A 22,169-nucleotide genomic window follows, 5' to 3' on the forward strand; every position below is an offset into this window, starting at 1 on the left:
TTATGACTTTGTGCTTATAGGTCCAGGGCGATATGTTGGGTTTCAGAAGGAGACATCGAAAAGATTCCCTTCTAACCTCGGTAGGTCCTTGACCACTCTCCAGCGAAGAGAGACCCGGTCCCAAAACCGCCGCAATCGCGGCTCACAAAGTCCCATCAAACAGCCCACCTAACACAGCCTACCGAGGCTTGCGCGCGAAATCGCGTCCTAGGGTTGTTTTATCATCTCAAGTTATTGATTTTACGAGAATTTACTCTGTTTCGAGTGCCCCATTTGATGGGTGTAAATCTGCACATAACGGCAGCAAACGGAAGGCAAAAGAAGGCATACGTTGCGGTAAAATTGGGGTATCGCAAGCTATACACATTCCCAATTTAAGACAGGCCCTTGGGCTTGAATCACATTCATTTTCTCAATCAAAAATCAGCAAATCAATTCAAAAATCATCGGCCGCGGGAAAGGTTTTCGCGCGTCTTCTGCACGTTCATGGAGGGGTAATGTCATCAACAACATCGGAAATCAGGAAAATCAAATTGGAGCTGGATAAGCTACGGGCCCAATTCATCAAGGCCGGAGACCAGGAAGAAAGGGACCTGATTCAGCGCCGGATCAACTACCACTTGCGAACTTTGGAAATGTTGGAGGGGTAGTCGTGAAGTTCTTTAAGCATTTTACAGATGCCGACGAAGGCACGCTGAATGATCTCATGAATAAACTCGGGGTTGAGGCCTATGGGCGGTATTGGCTATTTGCTGAATTTTGCATCAAAAGCTTGGAAAAACCCGCCGACCGAGAGTTCAACGAAGCCGACATGAAGTTCAGTTTCAACGAAAGACAACTCCGGGAGAAGTTGCGGATAAAGTCGGTTAATCTTGGGAAGTTCCTGGGAACATGTGCGGAACTCACGCTGTTCGAAGTCAGTAAAGTTGATGAGAAGTTCAACATCTACTTTCCTAAGATATTGAAATTCTTAGATAGAGACTCAAAAAGAGCGCGCAAGCTGCGCGCCAATGCCGCGCCCGGAGCGCGCCAAGATAAAGAAGAAGATAAAGATAAAGAAGAAGATATAGAAAGTGCCGCAAAAATTGATTTTAGGGACGAGGCCGAGAAGTGTTTTTTGGCTGTCACGCTTTTTGATTCGGACTTCAAAGTTCTTGAATGGCTTGGTGAATCTCGCAAGCCCTATGTGAATGCCATCGGCGGGCCAAAGTTTATCCGCGGGCTGAAGAATAACGATTTCGAGGTGAAGAGGGTTGCAGGTCTTTTGGAGCGATCCTGGAAAAACTTAAACCCGAATAAGGAGAGTGCGTGATGAGAATACCGAGAATTAGAGCCAGATCCGGACAGGGCGATGATGGCAAATTTTACTTTGAGCTCAGTCTTTGGAATTTTGAAGGGACTGAAATGATTGGCGGCGAACCCGTCGGGACATATGGGCCTTTCGAAACCGAGAAGAAATGCAAAGAGGTTATGAGGGAGGTCTCCCAGGTCGCCGTAAAGGCCTGCGTTGGTCCGAACGGGGAAACACCTTCGGGCTATCTCGATCTCAAGAACGGGGGACAATTCCGTTCGTTTAACGAGCATTAATTTTTAACCCCGCCAACGAGTAACTGGCGGGTTTGTACGGCCGGGGTTCTGTGGTGGTTCGCCCGGTCGGAGTTTGGAGGGGTAAAATAATGGCAACTCAAAGGGAAGATTCAAGAAGGAATTGGACGAGTACATCAACTATTCAGGAGATTAATTCCGGCTGTCTTCAGCGCATCGCTGACGCCACTGAAAAGATGGCTGAAAACTATGACTCACTTCTGCGGTCAAATAGATACCTCAGGGAACGTGAAGAGGATCTTACCAAAGAAAATCGCAGACTTGCGCGAAGAATCTCAGCACTCCAGGGCGTGATCACAAGACAGAAAAATAAGGTGACGATATGAAAAACCATGAAACCCAACTCGTTTCAGGAAAGCAAGACGGCCTGACTCCGGAGCAGATCATTGTGGCTATTCTGCAAATCAACGAACATCTGGAATCCGGCGACTCAATCAGTGTCGCAAGGAAGAAAGTCTGCGGGAACAACTTCTCATCGGTGAACCGCAAAAGAGTCATCAGAAGCATTGTCACCCATCCGCTTTACGTTTCAGTCCTGAATGCTTACCTGATCAGAATCGGAAAACGATTCCAGTACAAGGTGAAATTTGTGCGCGGCATGGATCGTCTGGTATGCGTAAGAAAGGCGGCGGCATGAGTGAACAAAAAACAAACGAGGCAATCAAGCGCCTGGAATTTATCAATCATACGCAGCGAGAAATCATCAACGCTCAGCGCGAGTTCATTGAATTTCTGAAAAAGGAGTTCGATCTCCCCAAAGATATCCACACTAGAAAACGATATTTCGAAGTTTTCCACAAAAATCAAAAAAATATCAAAGGCGCATGATTTTGCTTGCTTTGAGTTTTAGAAGTTAATCACCAAAAGGAGAAAAAGTGAAAAAGTACACTCTAACCGAAGAACATCGAGCGCTTTTAAAGCCTCATGCAGATAAATGGATCGCCAACGCAATGAGCACCAAAGCGATGGACGATCATGACCGTGAAGAGATGAAAAAGGCTATTAAAGGTCTTTATGAAGCGGCGAAAATGACGCCTCCGCCAGAAAATAGAATTGTTTTCGTGCCATCTCCATTTGTAGCCAGATTTGCCGGTGGATTTGCCGCGGCGATTTGGTGGCTTCGGAAAAATGATGGAAAAGGTGTAGATGTTCGCGCTGCGACCTACGATGCGGTTCAGAAGCTGGAAGAGTTGATGAGCGAAACCAACCCTTACGTATCCCTTAGAAATGCCTATGAATCCATTGAGGTGAAAATATTTGTGATGATCGCCGGGGTGATTCCTTTGGGACTGGCGATGGAAAAAACAGGTTTGGCGGCACTATTTGCGAAAAGCTTGTCTGTTCTGATGGCGACCTGGGACCCGTGGGCAGTGATGTTAGCGTTTTTTGTGGCTGCGGGATTGTTGACTCAAATCCTGTCTGATTCTGCAACGACAGTTCTGATTGCGCCGATTGCTGTGGCCTTTGCAAAAACAGCCGGGGTGTCACCGACGGCTGCTGTGGTGTGTGTGACCGTCGGAGCCGTTGCGTCTTTCTTGACTCCGATCGGTCATCACGGAAACTTGTTGATTCTGGGGCCCGGGAATTACCGTTTTATCGATTTCCTGAAAATCGGACTTCCCCTGACGGCCTTAATTGCCATTGTGACCAGCTTTATGTCCCTGCGTCTGTGGAACTAAGCGGTGGTGGAGGCAGCTGTTGAGGCTGATCCCAGCGCGGCAAGTCCACTCCCAGAGTGATTTTAAGAACGTCGTTGACGTCCTCCACAAAATGGAAGCGCAGATCTTTGCGAATATCCTCCGGAATCTCCCGGAGATCTTTTTCGTTTCTTCGGCACAGCAGGATCTCCTGAACTCCAGCGCGGTGAGCGGCAATGACTTTTTCCTTGATGCCCCCGACGGGAAGAACACTTCCACGCAAGGAGATTTCACCCGTCATTGCAAGCTTTGGGTCCACCGGTTTATTCAGCAACAGCGAGGCAATCGAAGTCAGCATCGTCACCCCCGCAGACGGGCCGTCTTTGGGGATAGCCCCGGCAGGGACGTGAACGTGAATGTCCTTTTTGCTGAAATCCAGAAGAGGATTTAAAATCGGCAAACGCGATTTCAAAAGACTCAATGCGATCTTTGCAGATTCCTGCATCACTTCGCCCAGTTGTCCGGTCAGAAGCAGTTGGCCCTGGCCCGGCATTTGCGCAGCTTCGATGAATAAGATATCCCCACCCACAGGTGTCCAGGCCAATCCTGTGACCACACCCGGCGGCAGCAGACTTCCGATCATATCGGCAGAGAATCTTTCCGCACCGAAGATGTCCTCCAGATCTTTTTCCTCCACCAGTAAAGGCAGGCTGGCGGCCTTGATGATCTTAAGGCTCATATGCTTGCAGACTGTGGCGATCTTTCTTTGCAGGTCCCGCACACCGGCTTCGCGCGTGTAGTGCGTCAGCAACTTGGTCAGGGCTTCATCGGTGATGCGCAGTTGCGCTTCATCCAGCCCGTGTTCAGCAAGCTGTTTCGGCCATAGATGATTGCGTGCAATCTGACGTTTTTCATCAATCGTGTAGCCACTGAGATCAATCACTTCCATACGGTCCAGCAACGGAAGCGGGATGCCTTCCAGAGAGTTGGCCGTGGCGATAAAGAAGACCTTTGAAAGATCAAATGGTGTGTCCAGATAGTGATCCTGGAAGCTGTTGTTTTGTTCCGGGTCCAGAACCTCCAGCATGGCACTGGCTGGGTCACCGCCAAAACCGCGGGTTAGCTTGTCGATCTCGTCCAGAATAAAGACAGGATCGTTTTCACCGGCTTTTTTGATGGCTGAAATAATCCGGCCGGGAAGAGCGCCGATATAGGTGCGGCGATGCCCGCGGATTTCCGCATCATCACGAACCCCACCCAGGGCCACACGAACATACTTTTTACCCAGGGCTCGGGCGATACTTTTACCCAGCGAAGTCTTACCCACGCCCGGAGGTCCGATGAAGAGCAGAATCGACCCCTGATGGGTCTTACGCAGTTTCATCACCGCCAGATGTTGCAGGATGCGTTTTTTGATTTTATCCAGACCATAATGATCTTCGTTCAGAATTTTTTCCGCAGCCTCCAGATCAATTTCCTGCTGAGCGGACGATTGGTCCCAGGGAAGTGAAGTCAACAGTTCAAGATGTGTGCGAATCATCTGATATTCCGGTGAGGCCGAATTGGAGGTCTCCAGACGTTTCAGTTGATTGCGTGCCAGTTCCAGAGCTTCTGTTGGCATGCCGGATTTTTCAATCTTTTCTTTGAACTTGGTAAACAGGTCTTCACCGTCGTTGTCGCCCAATTCTTCGCGGATCACGCGCATTTGTTCGCGCAGAATGCTTTCCTTTTGATTCTGCTGGAAGCTTTCCTGTAGCTTGTCGCGGATGCCACGCTGAATTTTCAGACGTTCTTTAAGCTCTTGCAGACGGTCCAAAAGTTTCAGGGCACGGTCTTTTAATGACGTGATTTCCAGAACTTCCTGTTTGTCCTGCAGGCCGATATCCGCGTAGGCGGCACACATGTTCACCAGTGTGGAAAGGTCTTCAATTTCAGCAATCATCTCACGGATTTGCCTTGTGTTTCCAGGCAGTAAATCCAACAGATCATCGCTGAGTTGACGCAAGCTTGCCAGCAGAGCCTCTTCGGTTTTTTTGTCGAGTCTGCCAGAATCCTCCAAAGATTCGGTTTGCACTTCCAGATGGCCTTCGGCCTCTTGATTTTGCACAACACGAACACGTTGATGAGCTTTTACAAAAATATTGTAACTTCCGTCTTCATCCGCACGGAAGGACTCCACTTTTGCCAAAGTCCCGATCTGATAAAGATCTTCAATGCCATTCACCGGTGCATTGGGATCTTTTTGTGTTAACAGAACAACCCAGTGGTTGTCGCGCAGCGCTTTTTGTAACGCTGAAATACTTTTTTCTCGTCCAATCCGTAAAGGCATACTGATGTCGGGGAACAACACAGAATTCTTCAGAGGGATCACCGGGACGAAGCCAGAGACGTAAGACACGTGTACCTCATTTCTCCCCAAATAAAAGGGGCCTTTCTAAACATGGGGTCGATCTGAGATTCGTCAAGTCAGGTGGACGCCATAATCTTTTTCTATGCGAGATGCGAGTTCTTTATAGTTTACCGGCTTGGTAAAGTAGCCATCCGCACCAAGATTCAAAGACTTACGAATACTCAGGTCGTCATCGTAGGCACTCATCATATAGACATCGATGCCGGGGAATTTTTGTTTCACTTTTTTTAGCAGATCATATCCAGATACTTCGGGCATATTAATGTCAGTCAGCAAAACTTCGGAGCCCGGTGTTCTTTCCGAGTTTTCCAGATAACGCAGGCACGACTGGGCATTTTCAAAGAAATGAAAATGCACGTCACCTTTTTGAATGGATTTACGAAAACGCAGTTCACACAGGACCCCCACGCTGGCTTCATCGTCAACGACCACGACGTTTAATGGTTCGTGCGCCATCATGCCTGCACCTCCAGTTCGGTGGGGTTGGGAAGTTCAATGATGACTTCAGTGAAGACATCTTCTTCGCTGGTAATGCTAAAAGAGCCGCGGTTCTTTTCCACATTCTGCTTGGCAATCCAAAGCCCCAGTCCGGTGCCTTCGCCCGCAGGTTTGGTTGTGTAAAATTCGTCGCAAACATTGGGGAGATGTTTTAAGGCAATGCCAATACCATTGTCGCGCACGGTGATGCGACAGAATCCGGATTCCTGATTTAAAGTAACGTTGATTTCGGGGGTATATGAATTTTCTCCCTGGTGCATTTTTGCCGCCAGCGCATAAAGGGAGTTATCAACAATATTGATGAAAACTCTTTCAATACCGGGGGCATCCAGCAGGCAGGCCTTGATGCCCGGGCTGATGGCGATGTTTTTGCGAAGTCGTGAACGCAGCTCCGTGTCCGTCAAAGAACGCAGATACATGTCCAGAGAGCGATCCAGCATGGCTGAAAGGTTGATCCATTCCGGCTGCTGGCTGGATTCCTGCCGGGCTTGTTTCAGCATGTTGGTGATGATGTCATTGGCGCGCAGGCTGTGCTGTTGAATCATGTCGGCGGCCTTTTTAAAAGAATCAGGGTCTAGGTCTTCTGTTTGCAGAATTTCCGAGGCATTGATGATGATATTTAAGGGGTTTTTCAGTTCGTGCGCGATACCGAAAGTGATTCGGCCAATGGTTGCCAGTTTTTCCTGAGAGATCAGTTGCTTCTGGGTCTGCTGAAGAGAGGCAAAAGCCTGTTGCAGTTCCGCCGTGCGTTCCTGTACCAGTTGTTCCAGACTTTCCTTGATGCGCAGTAAAGAGTCTTCGGCGGCCAGTCGGCGATATTCGGTTCCGATGCGCGCGGCAAAGAATTCCACCACGGATGAAAGCATGGCCGGGTTCTTAAAGGGATGTTCATCCATGATCACCAAAAGCCCAATCAGTCCGCCGTCAGTGTGCAGGAAGGGGGCTCCGATATAAGACTCAATGTTCATATCCTGTAGCATGCGATCTTTGGGGAAGGCCAGTTGCACCTGCGAATTATAGCAGTTCACTCGGGTGCCGCAGATCACGTGAGTGCAGGGGGTGTCAGCCAATTCATAGACGACATTGGGAACAAAACCATCTCCAGCCCAAAGAAAATCTGTCTGAATGCTTTTTTGTTCAGGCTCGATGGCGTGACCGACCATCACATATTTTACATTCAGCGCTTTGGCCAAACGATGAACAAGTTCCTGGATATAGGACTTCCCGGAAAGGAGCTGGTCGACATTGTAGATGTCTTTGATGAGTTCTAAAGATTGCATCGTACTGACTTCCATACGCTGCCTCCAGCCAGATCATTTTATCACTGCTGCCGGAGAAAGATCGCTCAGAGGCTATGCTGTGTTAAAAGTCACCGCTGTGGTCCAGCAGAAATTGGAATCAGTTTTTAAACGCATCCACCAGTGCAATGTCGCGGGTCATGCCGCCGAAGGGGCCGACATAAACGGTTTCTTCCAGCCACTTGGTTTCGTGCGGAACTTCGTCCTTGAAAATCACTTTGTGCCAGAAACGATTGATGCTGTCCCAGTTGTATCCGCGGGTTTTCAGATGATCTTTGGATTCAAAAGGTGCTGCGGTTGCAATCACCTGAGTCATCAGGCGGCGGGCGTTGGTGATAAGCTCCAGCAGGTAAGGTTTGTTGGATTTTTCCTCTTCAAGGCTTAGCAGATAAAGCAAGGCATCCACATCGTTAATGGCACGATGAGAATCCGTGAAGAAGCCATGATAGATATTTAAAAGCTCCAGCTTGGTACTGGAAAATCCTTTCGCGGACCAGTCGATTTGCTTGTAGGAACAAGCCCAGACTTTTTCAGTCGAGATCCTGGATTTGCGATCAATAAACGGGCGGTCGAATTTCGCATTGTGGGCGATGATCAACTGGCATTCCCCCAAAAGCTTATCCACTTCGGTCCAGTCGATCTGTTTACCAGCCACCATGTCATCGGTAATACCGGTCAGGTCCTGAATTTCAGCAGAGATCGGACGACCCGGGTCCTGAAAGCTGGAATACGACTTGGTGATTGCCAGAACCTCGCCGGAGTTCTTGTTGAAAATGAACTGACGAATGCCGATCTCAATGATCTGATCTTCTGTCTGGTTTAAGCCGGTGGTTTCCACATCCAGAACGGCGCCGAAACGAATGATGTCGGCATTGTCGCGAACCCAGGTTGTGGTGGCATAAGCGGGGGTGTTGAGTTTGCAGTCTTCCAAGCGGCGAAGGGTGACTGTTTTTCCGTCTTCTGATTTGCCAATCCAGCGAAATGCCATCGTGAGAGCTCCTTAAAAATCGACCGCCATCTTAGAAAGCTGGACGGGGAAACGTCAATGCGTGGTGCTTTGCGCTGGTCCGAGGCCTTGAATGCATCCACTTGATTTGACTTATAAATTTTAAGTTGTAGGCTTAAATCAATATTCTAAGAGGATTTTGCATCTATGTTCAAGGCTGTCTTTATCGCTGTAGCTTCCCTGGCCCTTTTCGTGACCGCGTGTTCGCCGATGTCAACAATGACCGCTAATAAAAAGGATGCGGCCTTTTATGGGCGCTTTGTGAATCCTTCGGACAGTGTGAACAGCGCCTCTGAAAAGCTGGATGAGCTAAAACTTTTGCAAACCGGGTCAGATTATCCGATGCGGATGGCTTTGTTTGCCAACGGAAAATTCTACTATCAGGTGGATAAGCTGGGTGACGGTCAGGGCACTTGGGACATTGCAGATGGTGTGTTGCGTTTGCGTGCAGTTCGTCCGCTGTTTGATATGAATCTTTTTGTCTCTGGCGCCAGTCAGGATGGGGATGAAACTGTCATTCGTTTTATTGATCGTCATGGGTTCAACTCGGTTCGTATTGAGCTGCGTGATCCGCAAGTAATGAAACAGCAGGGCGTGACTCCTCCCGAGTTGTCAGTGTATCAGGTGTCAGACAAAGGAATTTAGATCAAGGTGGTATTGCCACCGGGTGGAAAGTCATGCTTTACGGAAATGAATCCATTTCCCACTATACAAGAAGTAATATCTGCATTTGGATGTTGATGGCCATGCAGGCCGGAATCCTGAATATCGGTGGGTTCATGGCTTGCCACCGATTTGTGTCTCACGTCACCGGATTTGCCACTTTCTTCGGGCACGAGGTCAGTCAGTTTGATTTTGAAATGGCACTGGGGATGCTGGCGGTTCCGCTGTTCTTCCTGTTTGGTGCCATGATCAGCGGTTTGCTGGTGGATGTTCGTCTGAAGCTTCATAAAAAGCCAAAATATTATATCAGCTTTGGCATGATCTTCTTTCTGTCGGCGGTGGTGGCTATCGGGGGGCTTCTGGGGTACTTCGGTGTTTTTGGAGAACCGCTTCGTCAGTCGCGTGATTATACTCTGCTGATCTTGCTGTGTTTGATCTGTGGAATTCAAAATGGCACAATCACTACAGTGTCCCGCTCTGTTATTCGCACCACACACCTGACCGGGATCACCACGGATTTGGGGATCGGTTTAAGTCGTATTTTGAATTATCGTAAGCTTGAAAAAGAAATCGCCTTTGACGGGGAGCTGAAGGCCAATCTGATGCGTTTGGGGATCATCACTTTCTTCGGCCTGGGATCTGTGATCGGAGGCTTCGCCTTCAGTCTGCTGGGGCACGGAGGCTTTGTGATTCCGGTGGTTACGTCCGGGGTCTTGTTCTGGACAATGTACTACTTCCAGGTTTTGGTGCCGCGCAAACTTCAATAGTGCGGCGGCTTTTCGTTGCCACGGATTTCTTCACCACCATCACCCAGAGCTTCTTTCAGGCGGCTGGTTAAGCCTTGCAGTAAAATCTCCAGTTTATCGATGGTCTTTTGTTGCTGATAGATCACTTGATGAAGCTCTTCCAGCTGGTGTTCCTGATGGGCCATCTTGATTTCGATATTGATAAGACGCTGTTCATCCATAGGGGTCCTCGTATATGGACGTTTCATACCCTAGACTTGCAAAGACGTCAAATTCAGCCGATAAATTTATATGCGCAAGTGGATACTGCTATTGAAAACTCTTCCTGCTGTGGCTGTTTTTGTGGTGATTTTGATGATCGCGCAAAAGCTGGTGACCACTTACCGGGCGTCTTCGTCAACGATGCCGGACTTGTTTACAGAGGAAATCACCGACCGTTTTTACGCCTATGCCACCAAAATCACGGGAAAACAAAGCCTGTATGTGGCCAAGCTTCAGCAGACTGAGGTGTTTGAAAGAACGTCTCGTGCCAAGGCCCTGTGGTTTGATCTGCCCTCTGTTGTGGTGAAGGCGGAAGTCCCGGTGGAGTATAATTATTTTGTAAACCTGACAGCCGGCTGGCGTTTTGAAAAAAATCAGACGATTTTGGTGGTGTATGTTCCTGATTTAACCAGTAGCAAGCCTGCCGTGGACATTGCGGGAATGAAGCTGGGAATCGAAAAAGGCAGCATTCTTCGTAATGAACAGGAATCTCTGCAACGTCTTTCGCAGGAATTGTCAGGTTTGCTGGTGGACCGGTCTATCGAACATCGGGCTCTGGTTCGCGAGCAGGCCCGTAAGTCTGTCGAGGACTTTGTTCGCGCCTGGCTGGGAACAGCTTTCCAGCTTAAAGACGATCAGTCCATTGAAGTGCGTTTTTCCGGGGAAACCTCTGCCGGTGTTCTTAATGCCAATTAAATTCTATTCTGTAAAAATGTCGGCGATGCCAACATACGGGGCATTGTAGTATTTGGTTTTTGAAAAGCCGGCATGCAGTGTGATCTCTGCCAGTCGCTGGGCGCGCTCAGGTGTGTCTGCCAGAATCAACAGAAGCTCATATCGTTGCAGGCCCGCATCTTCAAGTCTGCTGCGCACGTCAGGAAGTGCGTGCTGCTCTTCATCCATCAGTTCTTTCCAGTGTAAGGGGGTGATGGTGGATTTCAGGCGGCTTTCATCTTTCCAGTTGTCGGCTAGGGCCATCTTCGGGTCGCGAGTGTCAAGGATCTGAACCTTCACGGGAGGTGGTGGCGCACGCATTCCTCCCAAAGCACGGGATCGGGCTTTGGAGCTCCAGGGGAAGTTTTGAAAATTCTGAGTAAAATATCCGCGCAGCTCTTTTTTATTCAGAGCCTCAGCCCTGTCCGCCGTGGTGGTTGTCTGGCATCCGAACAATGTAAGGATTAAAACAAACAACACGGATTTCATGGATGGAACCTCTTAGTGGGTGTTCTTTTTTCGTTTCTCGCGCTCTTCAATATCTTTGGCAAAAAGTTTCGCCACCCAGGTGTCCTGCACACCAACTTTGCTGCCAGACAGCTGGATCTGGGTTTTTGATCGGTATTCAGGATCGTAGCTCAGATCTTTGATGTCGATATTTTTATTGGCAAAGAACGCTGTCAGGCGTTCAGAAATTTTGTTGGCATCGAAAGGTTCTTGCAGATTCAGCTCTTTTTCCAGCTCATCACAGAAGGTTTGTGTTTCAGAGTCTGTGGCCAGTTCCGGTTTTAGGGAAACCGCTTTGACAAGATGGTGCAGGTTGTAGCTTTTTTGCAGAATCTCATCCAGCTTTTCCGGGTGGCGGCTAAGATGGTTACCAGCCTGATACAGATGATAATAAAACAGTGCCTTTTGAAAAAGACCCTGTTCGTTTTCTGTGGATTGTAGAACTGCAGGAACAACTTCGTTCATCCCCGGCAGGCGGAAGATGTAGCGAAAGACCGGGGCGGCAGTTTCCACCAGCGGATCATGGTTGTCGTAAAGAGTGGTGATGAAAAATCGGAAGGTGGCGTGATTTGGATCTTTCAGGAAGGTGCTTTCAGAGGATTTTGTCAGATACTTGCAGCCTTCGGAAAAAGGACGTTCTGTGTTTGCGAAGTCATCACGCAGAACCTGCAAAGCCATTTTGCCCGGAGACATTGTCGTTGTTTCTGCTGTTGTGCTGTTTTCTTCAGCAGCCTTTGTCATGGCCGAAGGGACCAGTGCATTTTTGATCTGATAAGCTGCTGGAAGTCTGGACAGCCCCCAAAGCCCCAGAGCGGTCAGTACAACAAGGCACAGACCCAAGCTGATAGAGAGGATTTTAAGAGTATTCTTCCACTTCATGCGCGTCTCCTGTAATACAGACGAACTGAATCACAGTTTAAGTCGAGGAGCAATGATACGTGGTGCTATATTACATTTATCTGGAATCAAGTGTTGACCCATCCCCCTTAGAGGCATATAGTCACATCTCACTTGTCGCGGGGTGGAGCAGTCTGGTAGCTCGTCGGGCTCATAACCCGAAGGCCGTAGGTTCAAATCCTGCCCCCGCAACCAATAAAGGCTCGATGGTAAACCATCGGGCCTTTTCCATTTTAGCTCCCATGTGATTTTTTTTCATTTCAAGCTTGCGCAAAACTGTCATTCCACTCTAAGGCTTTAAGTGACATTCACAAAGGAGATATCAGCATGATCATGAGTGCCGCACAATTTGTCCGAAAAGGACTGGAACCCCAACATCTGGTTTCATCTTTGAGTTTGCTTGTCTTTTTGGTGTCCGGTTTCTTTGTTGACGGAAATTTGTGGGTCTCTATCACAGCCGCTGTCTTTCTGGGCGTGGCCGTCATGTCGTCGGTCCACCACGCTGAAGTTATTGCCCATAAAATCGGTGAAGGTCTGGGAACTTTGGTTTTGGCCCTGTGTGTGACCATCATCGAGGTGGGACTGATTGTTTCGTTGATGAATCAATCAGCGGAAGGCGGCGCCGCGGCTTCGGTGCTGGCTCGTGACACCGTCTTTGCCGCAGTGATGATCATCACCAACGGGATGGTGTCCTTGTGTCTGATACTGGGTGGATTGAAGTACAAAGAGCAGGAGTTCCAGGTTCAGGGCTCAAAAAGTCTTATGGTCGTGCTAATGACCCTGGCGCTTTTGGTGTTTGTGCTTCCGAATTTTACGACGACAACTTCACCGGGGACCTATAATACCCCACAGATGATCTTTATCGGCGCGATCTGTGTGCTGTTGTATCTTCTGTTTATTTTCTTCCAGACAACGACTCACAAGGCTTATTTCGAGGCCGTCGATAGGGCCAGTGACATCACCCCGATAGAGCAGACGCACGAAATCTCTATTGCGGATGCCTGGCTTAGCTTTATTTCCTTGTGCGTAAGTCTGGTGGCCGTGATTGGTCTGGCAAAAATGATTTCGCCTTTAATTGAACACGGCGTGGATTATGTGGGCGCACCGAAATCGGTGGTGGGTTTATTAATCGCGGGTATCGTGCTTCTTCCTGAAACGTGGGCGGCCATCAATGCAGCCAGAGCCAATCGCCTGCAGACAAGTCTGAATTTGGCCTTGGGGTCGGGGATTGCCAGTATCGCGCTGACAATTCCAACAGTGATTGTCTTTTGTCTGTTGACCAATCAAACCTTGATGCTGGGTCTAAGTAGCAAGGACACCGTGTTTATGATTATGACCTTTATGGCGGGCATGATCACGCTGGGGACAGGCAAGGCCACCTTGTTACAGGGTGCGGTTCACGGGGTGATCCTGCTGACGTACTTTGTGATGTCGTTTATTCCGTAGAATAAGAAATCCAAATCTTAGAGAGGTTGTTGATATGGTGCGCAAGGGGACCTCTCATTGCATCGTTCTTTGATTTTCGATAAATTAAAGCCTTTAGGGGTTAAAATGCAGCCAGGATCAAAGCCAGAAAATAAATTCTCTCCGCCAACAGATGTAAAATCCGTTCTTAGCATGTTCAAAAAACCAAAGAAGGTTGTAGTCACGGCAGGTATGCCGTATGCGAACGGTCCTTTGCATTTGGGTCACCTTGCCGGGGCGCATGTGCCGGCGGATATCTATGCGCGCTGGATGCGCATGTTGATCGGTGCGGAAAATGTTTTATTCGTCAACGGTAACGATGACCACGGCTCCACCAGTGAAGTGGCAGCGGTGCAAGCGGGTAAAACCATCCGTGAGTTCATTGACACCATTCATGAAAAGCAAAAAGAGACTTTGCAAAAGTACTCCGTGCAAACGGATGTTTTCACGGGCACTTCGCGTCCGGAAACCTATCCTTTGCATGAACAGTATTCTCAGGATTTCCTGCGCCGTTTGTTTGAAAACGGAATGTTGGAAAAACGCATCACCAAACAATGGTACGATTCAAAAATGAATCGCTTCCTGCAGGATCGTTTTGTGCGCGGCACCTGCCCGAACTGCGGTAACACCGAAGCGTATTCTGACGAATGTGATGCCTGTGGAACGCAGTTTGATCCCAGTACTTTGCAGGACCCACGCAGTCAGTTGAGCGACGCCAAGCCGGAACTGAAAGACACGGCTCACTGGTGGCTGGATATGTGGAAGGTCGCAGACCCTTTGAAGGCCTGGATCGACACCAAACAAAAGGCATGGCGTTCTGCGGTTGTTCAGGAAGTCAGCAACACGGTTCTGATTGGCTGCCGTTTTGAAAATCAGTTTGAAGCCAAATACAAAGAAATCAAAGAGACTTTACCAAAACATAAATCCCGCTACGTTGCGGGTAAAAAAGTGGAATGTCTGTTTGACTCCAAGGCGGACTTGGCACAGGCCCAGAACACTTTGGAAGCGGCGGGGATTCCTTCTGTCGTCACAGACAAATGGGGCTATCGTCCGATCACTCGTGACGTGTCCTGGGGGATTCCAGTTCCGGCAGAGCTTGATCCGGAAATGAAAGGCAAGACCCTGTATGTGTGGCCGGATTCTTTGATTGCTCCTATTGTGTTTACACAGGTGGCATTGACACAGTCCGGTCGCAAGGCAGAACAATACAAAGAATTCTGGTGTGATCCGGAAGCGACTGTGGTGCAGTTCCTGGGGCAGGATAATGTGTTCTTCTACGTGATCATGCAGGGTTCGATGTGGTTGGGCCACAAACAAAATCCGCAGCAGTTACCGCAAAAAGGTGATCTGCAAATGACAGAGATTCTAAGTTGCTATCACCTGATGGTGAACGGCGAAAAGATGAGTAAGTCCAAAGGGAACTTCTACACCGGGGATCAGTTGCTTGAGATGGGTTATTCCCCGGATCAGGTTCGTTATTTCCTGGCTTTGTTGAGTTTGCCGGTCAAAGCCTCTAACTTTGATTTTGAGCACTTTGCGGAACGCAATAAGTTCCTGGCAGGTCCGATGAACGCGGCAATTGAAAAGCCAATTTCCGCCTGCAACTCCAAATTTAATGGCAAAGTTCCTGAAGGAAAGCTGATCGGCAAGGCTGAAGCTGAAACCGTGAAGATCGTGCAGATGTATCTGCGCTCGATGCAAAAAGGCGACTATGCGATTTTGCTGGGGCAGATTGAAAACTACGCGCGACAAATCAATTCATTGTTCACACAATACAAACCGCACGATGATCGTGCGCCGGAAGCGGAAAGAAAAGACGCCCTTTTCACCTGTTTCTATGTGCTGAAGAATCTAATGATCATGTTGGCTCCGTTTGTGCCGGACACAGTGAATGAGCTGCGCAAGTCTTTGAATCTTCCTGAAAGCGTGCTGCGTGCGGAAGAACTGGGGACTGGCATTCCTGCCGGTCATGCGATTGGTCCAAAGGGAGTTTATTTCCCGGCGGTCAAAGATGACAACGCTGTTGATGCAGAATAGCTGATAGAATTTTAGTGTGATGAAAAGACAAAGCCCGATTGAATTCGGGCTTTGTTGTTTTTAAAGATATTATTTAACTCCCGGAGCTTTCCTGTATCCGCCGGAGGACTTTTTGTTCTTCACAAGTTTTTCATAAAAGGCCACTTGCTTGTCGATGCTCTTTTGCATTTCCGGCAAATCAACTTTGCGGCAAATATTCAGGGATTCAATAGTGCCGGAGGGGTCATACTTATTCTGATACTCTCCGGTGACGCTGTTCATCTGGCGCAGCAGTTCTTTTTTCAGAATCTTTAAAGAGCTTTCATCCAGCTGAGCTTTGGGTGCCTCGCTGGTCGCCTTTTGTTCGGCGGTCACATCCTGAAACGAAATATTCCCCACATCGCCGTTTTTCTGGAATTGCAAAGCCCGATAGAAAGGTTTTTGTTTTTCAGTCAGTTGCACCACCAAAGATTTGTTGGCGTAGGTGTTGGGAAGAACGCCGACTGAAGTGTCAGTGAAAAAATAAAGTTTTTTATTGGCATTAAGGACAAACGGAGTGGGGGATTCCAGATTGAGCTTCTGGGTGCGGGCCTCGGACTTTCCATCCAAGGCTTCATGACAGGCGATCAGATTTTTAAGTTCTTGAGAGGCAAACGCAGGAAGTGCCAGAAACACCAGAGCCATTGTGGAAAGTGCAGAATTTTTCATATGCTTTTAGAATAAGCATTTTCCGCAGGGAAGTCTTTGGAAATAAAAAAGCGGGACCGTAAGGGCCCCGCATTCAGGATGTAAGCAGGATATTGGGCTAGTTGATGCCCACGATTTTGCAGGAACGAACCTCAGCTTTAACCCAGGACTCTGTCACACGGGATGTTTCAAGGTCTGTGATATCCACGCGATAAAGCACGAAATCACCTTCAGTCACGTAATCCGCCAGGTTCAGGGAAACCAAAGCCTCTTGACCGTAAATATAAGAATAGTGGTCATAAGCCGCCTTTAGAACGTCTGGCTGGCATGTCGCTGCGTAAGACAGGGATTGGGCTGCAAACACAAGGGCAAATACAGCAAAAGCTTTTTTCATACGAAGGTCCTTTCTAGGGGTTCTTTTTCTCAGAGACGGTTTCAGCTTCGCCTCGAGGGTTCATGGAAATATATTTGGTTCGGGTCACACGAATCGTGGGAAGCTCAGAAGGGTCTTTTCCTTCAGCAGCCATCTTTTCGATTTCAAATGGGACCACTTGTTTTTTGCCTTTGCGTGCCGGATGTTTTTCAAGTTGATAAGCACAGTTTTTGGAACAAGTGTCCTTGGCGTATTCCACCTTGATACAGTCTTCGCAGATCAGCTCGTGAGCATCACAGCGTTTGCATTCAATCTTGATCGTGGAAGGCTGGCCGCAATGCGGGCACAGGCCGAACTTGGTTGTGGGCTTCAGATTTTGGTCAACAGCCACGCGATGATCAAATACGAAACATTCACCCTCGAACTGGTCGTTTGGATATTCCTTCATGTAATTCAGAATACCGCCATCCAACTGGAAGACATTGTTGTAGCCCTTGTCCTGAAGCTCCAGAATGCCTTTTTCACAGCGAATGCCGCCGGTGCAGAAGATCAGCATCTTTTTATCTTTAGGAATGCCTTGCGCCTCGATGTATTGAGGGAACTCTGTGAATTTTTCGATATTTGGATTCAGAGCACCTTTGAAGGTTCCGATTTTGTATTCATACCAGTTGCGCGTGTCGATCATGACATAGTCCGATTCTTCTTTCATCACGCGGTTCCATTCTGTCGGAGTCAGGTGATGATTCACGCCTTCCGGAGGCATCACGCCGGGAATCCCCGTGGTGACGATTTCACTGCGGACTTTGACTTTGAAACGACGGAACGGGGATTTTTCTGATTCAGAGTCCTTAAAGAACTGATCCGGAGAATTGAAGAATTCACGAATAAAGCTTTTCCATGCTTCGAAAGACTCAACGGATGAAGCTGCACAGGTGGAGTTAAAACCCTCTTCACCCAGAATTACCAGGCCTTTCACATTGAGTTCTTCGGCTTTGTCTTCAAGAGCTTTTTGGATGGCTGGCAGGTCCGCCAGTTTTGTAAATCTATAATAAGCCGTAACATAATAGTTCGACGCATCAGTCATGTTGTCACCTTCCATTATCCACCATCAACTGCTTGATGGCTGTCTTGGCTCCAAACCAAGGGGAGTTAAAAAGTATGGGGGCTGTTATAGGGGCTTTTTTCCCTTGAGGCAAGAGTCCTGACCCGGTTAGCCTTAAATACGAGGGGTAATTTGTATGAAATTCTTGGTCTTTTCCTTACTGGCGATCACTTTGACAGCATTTTCTGCCCGGGCGGAAGATCCGATGCCCATTCCTCGATTGGAGGGGCTTTATAATTACCAGGATGATTTTATCGTCACGCTGATTCGTCGCGTGGAGGATATTCCCGATACCACAGCCGAGGGCAAGGCCCGTGTAAAGCAGTTGCGCAAAGAGGGGCATTCATGTGGGCGAAAAAACCCTCAGGTTGCTCGTTGTGTTAAGTCGGAAAAACCAAATGCTCCTATGGAAGAATTGCGAGCACCTTTGGCCAACCTAATGCGCACTGTGGATGTCGAATTTTACCCGGGCGAGGAACCACCGGTGCTAAGCCACAACGGGTCCAGCACGCAAGAGTGGCTTTTGAAAGACACCGTTCGTCTGATGAAGAAGAAGCTAAACCTGTATTTTGTGGTGCGCAGTTATGAGGGGCGTATTTCTTTAAGCTTCCCGGTTTCCGAGGGGCAGCCCATTGGCAATTTGATTTACCATGGTGCTGATAAATTGGGCCTGCAATTGACGGCCAGCCATAAGGAATCGCCGTCAGTCACTATCGGCTATGTGATGGAAGCTTATTTAAAACCGGGATTATGATCGCAGCGCGGCATTTGCTTGTAAGACGGGGCTTTTCCTCGTAAAAAGATCTTTTCACTAAGGAAGATCCAAATGCTCGCAACTCCGCAGATTCAAAAAGAAATTCAACGTCGTCGCACGTTCGCTATTATTTCGCACCCGGATGCCGGGAAGACAACGTTGACTGAAAAGCTGCTTTACCACGGTGGGGTGATTCACGAAACCGGCGAGGTCAAGGGCAAGCAGGGCTCTAAAGCGGTGACATCCGACTGGATGGCGATGGAGCGTGAAAAAGGGATCTCCATCACATCTTCCGTGATGACTTTTGATTTCGACGGTCTGCGAGTGAACCTTCTGGATACTCCGGGGCATAAAGATTTCTCCGAAGATACTTACCGGGTTTTGATGGCCGTGGAATCCGCGTGCATGCTGATCGACGTTGCCAAGGGCGTGGAAGAGCGTACCAAGAAACTTTACGAAGTCTGTCGTCTGCGCAAAATTCCTATTTTCACATTCGTCAACAAACTCGATCGTGAGGGGAAAGACCCTCTGACCTTGATCGACGAGGTTGAAAAAACCCTGAACATGCAATGTTACCCTGTGACCTGGCCCCTGGGGATCGGTCAGCGCTTCCGTGGTATTTATAATCGCCTGACTAAAGAAATCTGGATCTACGATCAACGTCGTGAAGAAGTGGAAGATTATAAAATCATTCCGTTTGAACTCGGTAAAGACGATCAGCTTTTGTACGACCATCTGGATAAGGAATCCGCAGATCAGGTTTTGGAAGAACTGAATTTGATTGAAGGCGCTTTGCCGCCCTTTGATGTAAACGAATTTCTGAACGGAACGATTTCTCCGGTGACGTTTGGTTCTGCCAAACAGAACTTCGGGGTGGATACCTTCCTGCAATTTTTCACTAAATATGCTCCGGGGCCACAGCCTCGTCACACCAAAGACGGCAAGGACATGGACCCTTGTGATGCGAACTTCACAGGGTTTGTGTTTAAGATCCAAGCCAACATGGATAAACGTCACCGTGACCGTATTGCCTTTATCCGTATTTGTTCTGGCAAGTTTGAACGTGGCATGAAGGTGAAACATTCCCGCCACGACAAGGAACTGCGCTTGTCTTATGCCAGTCAGTTTGTTGCGGCCGACAAGGAAACCGTGGATGATGCCTACGCAGGGGATATCGTTGGGGTCGGGGACACCGGCAACTTTGCGATTGGTGACTGCGTGTATGCTTCCGGAAAAGTGCATTTCGAGGACATTCCGAAGTTTGCTCCGGAATTGTTCGGGAAGCTTTCTGTGCGCGATGCTTTGAAACGTCAGAAAATGAACGAAGCCCTGAATCACTTGTCGGAAGAAGGCGCCATTCAGTTGTTTATTGATCCCTTGATTGGTCCGCAAGATCCAATTATCGGTGCGGTCGGTGAACTTCAGTTTGAAGTGCTGTTGCGCCGTCTGATGGACGAATACAATCTGGAAGTGAAGTTGAGCCGTTTGCCATACGGTGTGGCCCGTTGGCCGCGCACAGAAGATGGCCAGGCTGTTTCCGATCTTAAGGGTGGTGCAAACATGTTCCGCGATTTACAGGACAATCCGGTTGTGCTGGTAAATCAGGAATGGGACTTGAACTGGCTGAAACGCGAAAACCCAACAGTCGAATTCTGCACAAGCATCAGCCGCGCCCGCTAGCGGACAGAGCTGTAGTGACGGTAGCCGGGCGGCAGCCACAGTGCTGTAGCGACGGTAGTCGCGGAAGCTGGAGTAGCAACTATGAATTTACCATTAGAAATTTCCAACCTGCGCAAAGCCTACAAAGGCGGCACGGTCGATGCGGTGAAGGGGGTTACTTTCACCGTCAAGCCGGGCGAGATCTTTGGTCTTCTGGGGCCGAACGGTGCAGGTAAGACCACGATCATTTCAACAATCACCACGCTGGAAAAACCGACTTCGGGATCTGTTCAGGTGTTCGGGGTGGACGTTCAAAAAGATCCGCTTTTTACCAAACGTCAGATCGGTGTGGTTCATCAGGAAGTCATCACTTCAGGCTTTTTTGATGTGGAAGAAATCCTGACTTTCCATTCTGGCTACTATGGGCTTCGCAATAACAAAGAGCGCATTCACTTCCTTCTGGAAAAATTGTCGCTGTTTGAACATCGCCATAAGAAAGTAAAACAACTTTCCGGCGGGATGAAGCGTCGTCTGATGATCGCCAAGGCTCTGGTTCACAATCCAAAACTTTTGCTATTGGACGAGCCGACGGCAGGCGTGGATATTCGTCTGCGTGAAGACCTGTGGCGTTTTGTTGAAGAGCTTCGTAATGACGGGATGTCGATTCTTCTGACAACACACTATCTGGAAGAAGCCCAGCAGCTTTGTGACCGCGTGGGAATTATCAATCTGGGCAGTCTGGTCGAACTGGGGGAAACCAAGGCGATCATTCGTCAGTACACGCATAAAAAAATCCGCGTTGTTTTGACTGAAAAACATCTGTTGCAATCTGAATACCTGCGTGAAGTCATCGGAAAAGAATATCTGTTCGTTGTTCCTCAGAATAAAACCTTGGGGGAGTTCCTTAGTGAAGTGACGATCCCGACAGCGTTGATTCAGGATATTCACATTGAGGAAGGTGACTTGGAAGAGGCCTTCTTAAAGCTTGTCAGCAGAAAAGACGTTCAGGTGCCGCTATGACCGGATTCATTACGATTTTTCAGCGCGAAATCGCGCGTTTTCTAAAAGTTATCGTGCAAACGGTGATCACGCCGTTTATATCCTCGTTTTTGTATCTGTTGATCTTCGGGGTTTCTTTGGGTGAACAGATGCAGGTGCATCAGGGGGTTAGTTATCTCAGCTTTTTAATCCCGGGCTTGATGATGATGGGCCTTATTAATAACGCCTTCCAAAATGCCTCTTCATCGGTGGTTTCGTCCAAGTTTTCCGGTGATCTGGAAGATCTGCGTGTGGCGCCGGTGACGGATCAGGAAATCATCTGGGCGATGAGTCTGGCCTCTTTGGTGCGTGGAACGATTGTGGCGTTGATCACTTATTCTGTTGGCGCGCTTTTCATGTACTACCGACAGGGCGAGTGGTTGATGGTGGCGCATCCTTTGACGACGTTGTTCTTTGTGGTGATGGCGGGCCTGATCTTCGGAATGATCGGCATTAGCATTGCGTTCTGGGCCACGACATTCGATCAGTTGTCAGCGTTTTCCGCATTTATTCTGCTGCCGCTGACCTATCTGGGAGGGGTGTTCTTGTCGATCGAACACCTGCATCCATTCTGGCAGGCTGTTTCCAAGGCGAATCCTTTGTTGTATCTGATCAACGGCCTTCGTTATGGCATTTTAGGTGTCAGTGACGTCAATGTCTGGACGGCAGCAGTCATCTCGACGATTGGTTTTGTTGTCTTTTTTGCCGTGGCGAAGTTCAGTCTGAAAAAAGGTTCTTTCCAGCGTTGGTGATTTATGAAGGCATTTCGTAAGAATCAAAAAGCGCAGTGGAAGTGGTTGGGTCGTTCCATTAATGGGGTGGTCGGATGCCGGC

At 48.6% G+C, this 22,169-nt stretch carries 24 protein-coding genes and 1 tRNA gene; 15 read left to right on the forward strand and 10 right to left on the reverse strand.

Annotation, left to right across the window (positions count from 1 at the left end):
• Window positions 1-497: 497 nt before the first annotated feature.
• From EZJ49_RS10005 to EZJ49_RS10025, 5 genes are all read left to right on the forward strand, one after another.
• Window positions 498-650 carry a hypothetical protein gene (locus EZJ49_RS10005; RefSeq protein WP_262551949.1) on the forward strand — a complete coding sequence of 51 codons (153 nt, stop codon included), beginning with the start codon at window positions 498-500 and terminating at the stop codon, window positions 648-650.
• A 2-nt stretch (window positions 651-652) separates the two neighbouring features.
• The gene (locus tag EZJ49_RS10010) at window positions 653-1,312 is read left to right on the forward strand and encodes a hypothetical protein (RefSeq protein WP_262551950.1); all 660 of its coding nucleotides are present in this window, start codon (window positions 653-655) and stop codon (window positions 1,310-1,312) included.
• A gap of 615 nt (window positions 1,313-1,927) precedes the next feature.
• The gene (locus tag EZJ49_RS10015) at window positions 1,928-2,242 is read left to right on the forward strand and encodes a hypothetical protein (protein WP_262551951.1); all 315 of its coding nucleotides are present in this window, start codon (window positions 1,928-1,930) and stop codon (window positions 2,240-2,242) included.
• Complete coding sequence (locus EZJ49_RS10020; RefSeq protein ID WP_262551952.1) at window positions 2,218-2,433, forward strand: hypothetical protein; 216 nt, start codon at window positions 2,218-2,220, stop codon at window positions 2,431-2,433. Before EZJ49_RS10015 ends, EZJ49_RS10020 begins: the two co-directional genes overlap by 25 nt.
• 47 nt (window positions 2,434-2,480) lie before the next feature.
• On the forward strand, window positions 2,481-3,284 hold the full coding sequence (locus EZJ49_RS10025; RefSeq protein WP_262551953.1) for an SLC13 family permease: 804 nt from the start codon (window positions 2,481-2,483) through the stop codon (window positions 3,282-3,284).
• Here EZJ49_RS10025 and lon read toward each other — a convergent pair.
• From lon to EZJ49_RS10045, 4 genes are all read right to left on the reverse strand, one after another.
• Complete coding sequence (gene lon / locus EZJ49_RS10030) at window positions 3,259-5,640, reverse strand: endopeptidase La (RefSeq protein WP_262551954.1); 2,382 nt, start codon at window positions 5,638-5,640, stop codon at window positions 3,259-3,261. The genes EZJ49_RS10025 and lon overlap by 26 nt on opposite strands.
• Before the next feature lie 63 nt (window positions 5,641-5,703).
• On the reverse strand, window positions 5,704-6,111 hold the full coding sequence (locus EZJ49_RS10035) for a response regulator (protein ID WP_262551955.1): 408 nt from the start codon (window positions 6,109-6,111) through the stop codon (window positions 5,704-5,706).
• Entirely contained in the window at window positions 6,108-7,445 is a 1,338-nt protein-coding gene (locus tag EZJ49_RS10040; RefSeq protein ID WP_262551956.1) for a GAF domain-containing sensor histidine kinase, read from the reverse strand. Before EZJ49_RS10040 ends, EZJ49_RS10035 begins: the two co-directional genes overlap by 4 nt.
• Window positions 7,446-7,548: 103 nt before the next feature.
• Window positions 7,549-8,436 carry a 3'-5' exonuclease gene (locus EZJ49_RS10045; RefSeq protein ID WP_262551958.1) on the reverse strand — a complete coding sequence of 296 codons (888 nt, stop codon included), beginning with the start codon at window positions 8,434-8,436 and terminating at the stop codon, window positions 7,549-7,551.
• Between the two features lie 165 nt (window positions 8,437-8,601).
• Between EZJ49_RS10045 and EZJ49_RS10050 the strand changes: the two genes are divergently transcribed.
• Together EZJ49_RS10050 and EZJ49_RS10055 are read left to right on the forward strand one after the other, a co-directional pair.
• Window positions 8,602-9,099: a transposase gene (locus tag EZJ49_RS10050; protein ID WP_262551959.1), complete on the forward strand. Its 498-nt coding sequence runs from the start codon at window positions 8,602-8,604 to the stop codon at window positions 9,097-9,099.
• A 32-nt stretch (window positions 9,100-9,131) separates the two neighbouring features.
• Window positions 9,132-9,884, forward strand: a complete 753-nt coding sequence (locus tag EZJ49_RS10055) for a YoaK family protein (protein WP_262551960.1) — start codon at window positions 9,132-9,134, stop codon at window positions 9,882-9,884.
• Here the strand turns inward: EZJ49_RS10055 and EZJ49_RS10060 are convergent.
• Window positions 9,878-10,084, reverse strand: a complete 207-nt coding sequence (locus EZJ49_RS10060) for a SlyX family protein (protein WP_262551961.1) — start codon at window positions 10,082-10,084, stop codon at window positions 9,878-9,880. The genes EZJ49_RS10055 and EZJ49_RS10060 overlap by 7 nt on opposite strands.
• Window positions 10,085-10,154: 70 nt before the next feature.
• On the opposite strand from EZJ49_RS10060, the gene EZJ49_RS10065 reads away from it, so the two are divergent.
• On the forward strand, window positions 10,155-10,820 hold the full coding sequence (locus EZJ49_RS10065; RefSeq protein ID WP_262551962.1) for a hypothetical protein: 666 nt from the start codon (window positions 10,155-10,157) through the stop codon (window positions 10,818-10,820).
• Window positions 10,821-10,823: 3 nt separating this feature from the next.
• Here the strand turns inward: EZJ49_RS10065 and EZJ49_RS10070 are convergent, their stop codons facing one another.
• Both EZJ49_RS10070 and EZJ49_RS10075 read right to left on the reverse strand, forming a co-directional pair.
• Complete coding sequence (locus EZJ49_RS10070) at window positions 10,824-11,327, reverse strand: hypothetical protein (protein ID WP_262551963.1); 504 nt, start codon at window positions 11,325-11,327, stop codon at window positions 10,824-10,826.
• A 12-nt stretch (window positions 11,328-11,339) separates the two neighbouring features.
• Complete coding sequence (locus EZJ49_RS10075; RefSeq protein WP_262551964.1) at window positions 11,340-12,224, reverse strand: hypothetical protein; 885 nt, start codon at window positions 12,222-12,224, stop codon at window positions 11,340-11,342.
• A 136-nt stretch (window positions 12,225-12,360) separates the two neighbouring features.
• Between EZJ49_RS10075 and EZJ49_RS10080 the strand changes: the two genes are divergently transcribed.
• The 3 genes from EZJ49_RS10080 to EZJ49_RS10090 all read left to right on the forward strand — a co-directional run bounded on the left by EZJ49_RS10080 (window position 12,361) and on the right by EZJ49_RS10090 (window position 15,743).
• A tRNA-Met gene (locus EZJ49_RS10080) sits at window positions 12,361-12,437 on the forward strand.
• A 132-nt stretch (window positions 12,438-12,569) separates the two neighbouring features.
• Complete coding sequence (locus tag EZJ49_RS10085; RefSeq protein WP_262551965.1) at window positions 12,570-13,688, forward strand: calcium:proton antiporter; 1,119 nt, start codon at window positions 12,570-12,572, stop codon at window positions 13,686-13,688.
• A gap of 105 nt (window positions 13,689-13,793) precedes the next feature.
• Window positions 13,794-15,743: a methionine--tRNA ligase gene (locus tag EZJ49_RS10090; RefSeq protein WP_262551966.1), complete on the forward strand. Its 1,950-nt coding sequence runs from the start codon at window positions 13,794-13,796 to the stop codon at window positions 15,741-15,743.
• A gap of 69 nt (window positions 15,744-15,812) precedes the next feature.
• Here EZJ49_RS10090 and EZJ49_RS10095 read toward each other — a convergent pair whose 3' ends face one another.
• From EZJ49_RS10095 to EZJ49_RS10105, 3 genes are all read right to left on the reverse strand, one after another.
• The gene (locus EZJ49_RS10095; protein WP_262551967.1) at window positions 15,813-16,430 is read right to left on the reverse strand and encodes a hypothetical protein; all 618 of its coding nucleotides are present in this window, start codon (window positions 16,428-16,430) and stop codon (window positions 15,813-15,815) included.
• 97 nt (window positions 16,431-16,527) lie between these two features.
• Entirely contained in the window at window positions 16,528-16,803 is a 276-nt protein-coding gene (locus EZJ49_RS10100) for a hypothetical protein (RefSeq protein ID WP_262551968.1), read from the reverse strand.
• Between the two features lie 13 nt (window positions 16,804-16,816).
• Complete coding sequence (locus EZJ49_RS10105; RefSeq protein ID WP_262551969.1) at window positions 16,817-17,866, reverse strand: rhodanese-related sulfurtransferase; 1,050 nt, start codon at window positions 17,864-17,866, stop codon at window positions 16,817-16,819.
• A 154-nt stretch (window positions 17,867-18,020) separates the two neighbouring features.
• Between EZJ49_RS10105 and EZJ49_RS10110 the strand changes: the two genes are divergently transcribed.
• From EZJ49_RS10110 to EZJ49_RS10125, 4 genes are all read left to right on the forward strand, one after another.
• On the forward strand, window positions 18,021-18,638 hold the full coding sequence (locus EZJ49_RS10110; RefSeq protein ID WP_262551970.1) for a hypothetical protein: 618 nt from the start codon (window positions 18,021-18,023) through the stop codon (window positions 18,636-18,638).
• Between the two features lie 72 nt (window positions 18,639-18,710).
• Window positions 18,711-20,318 carry a peptide chain release factor 3 gene (locus tag EZJ49_RS10115; RefSeq protein ID WP_262551971.1) on the forward strand — a complete coding sequence of 536 codons (1,608 nt, stop codon included), beginning with the start codon at window positions 18,711-18,713 and terminating at the stop codon, window positions 20,316-20,318.
• Window positions 20,319-20,399: 81 nt separating this feature from the next.
• The gene (locus EZJ49_RS10120) at window positions 20,400-21,317 is read left to right on the forward strand and encodes an ABC transporter ATP-binding protein (protein WP_262551972.1); all 918 of its coding nucleotides are present in this window, start codon (window positions 20,400-20,402) and stop codon (window positions 21,315-21,317) included.
• On the forward strand, window positions 21,314-22,087 hold the full coding sequence (locus tag EZJ49_RS10125; protein WP_262551973.1) for an ABC transporter permease: 774 nt from the start codon (window positions 21,314-21,316) through the stop codon (window positions 22,085-22,087). The genes EZJ49_RS10120 and EZJ49_RS10125 overlap by 4 nt, the downstream gene beginning before the upstream one ends.
• Window positions 22,088-22,169 lie beyond the last annotated feature (82 nt).

Origin of the sequence: Bdellovibrio bacteriovorus (assembly GCF_025558485.1) — a bacterium.
In the GTDB taxonomy this organism is placed as follows: Bacteria; Bdellovibrionota; Bdellovibrionia; order Bdellovibrionales; family Bdellovibrionaceae; genus Bdellovibrio; species Bdellovibrio bacteriovorus_G.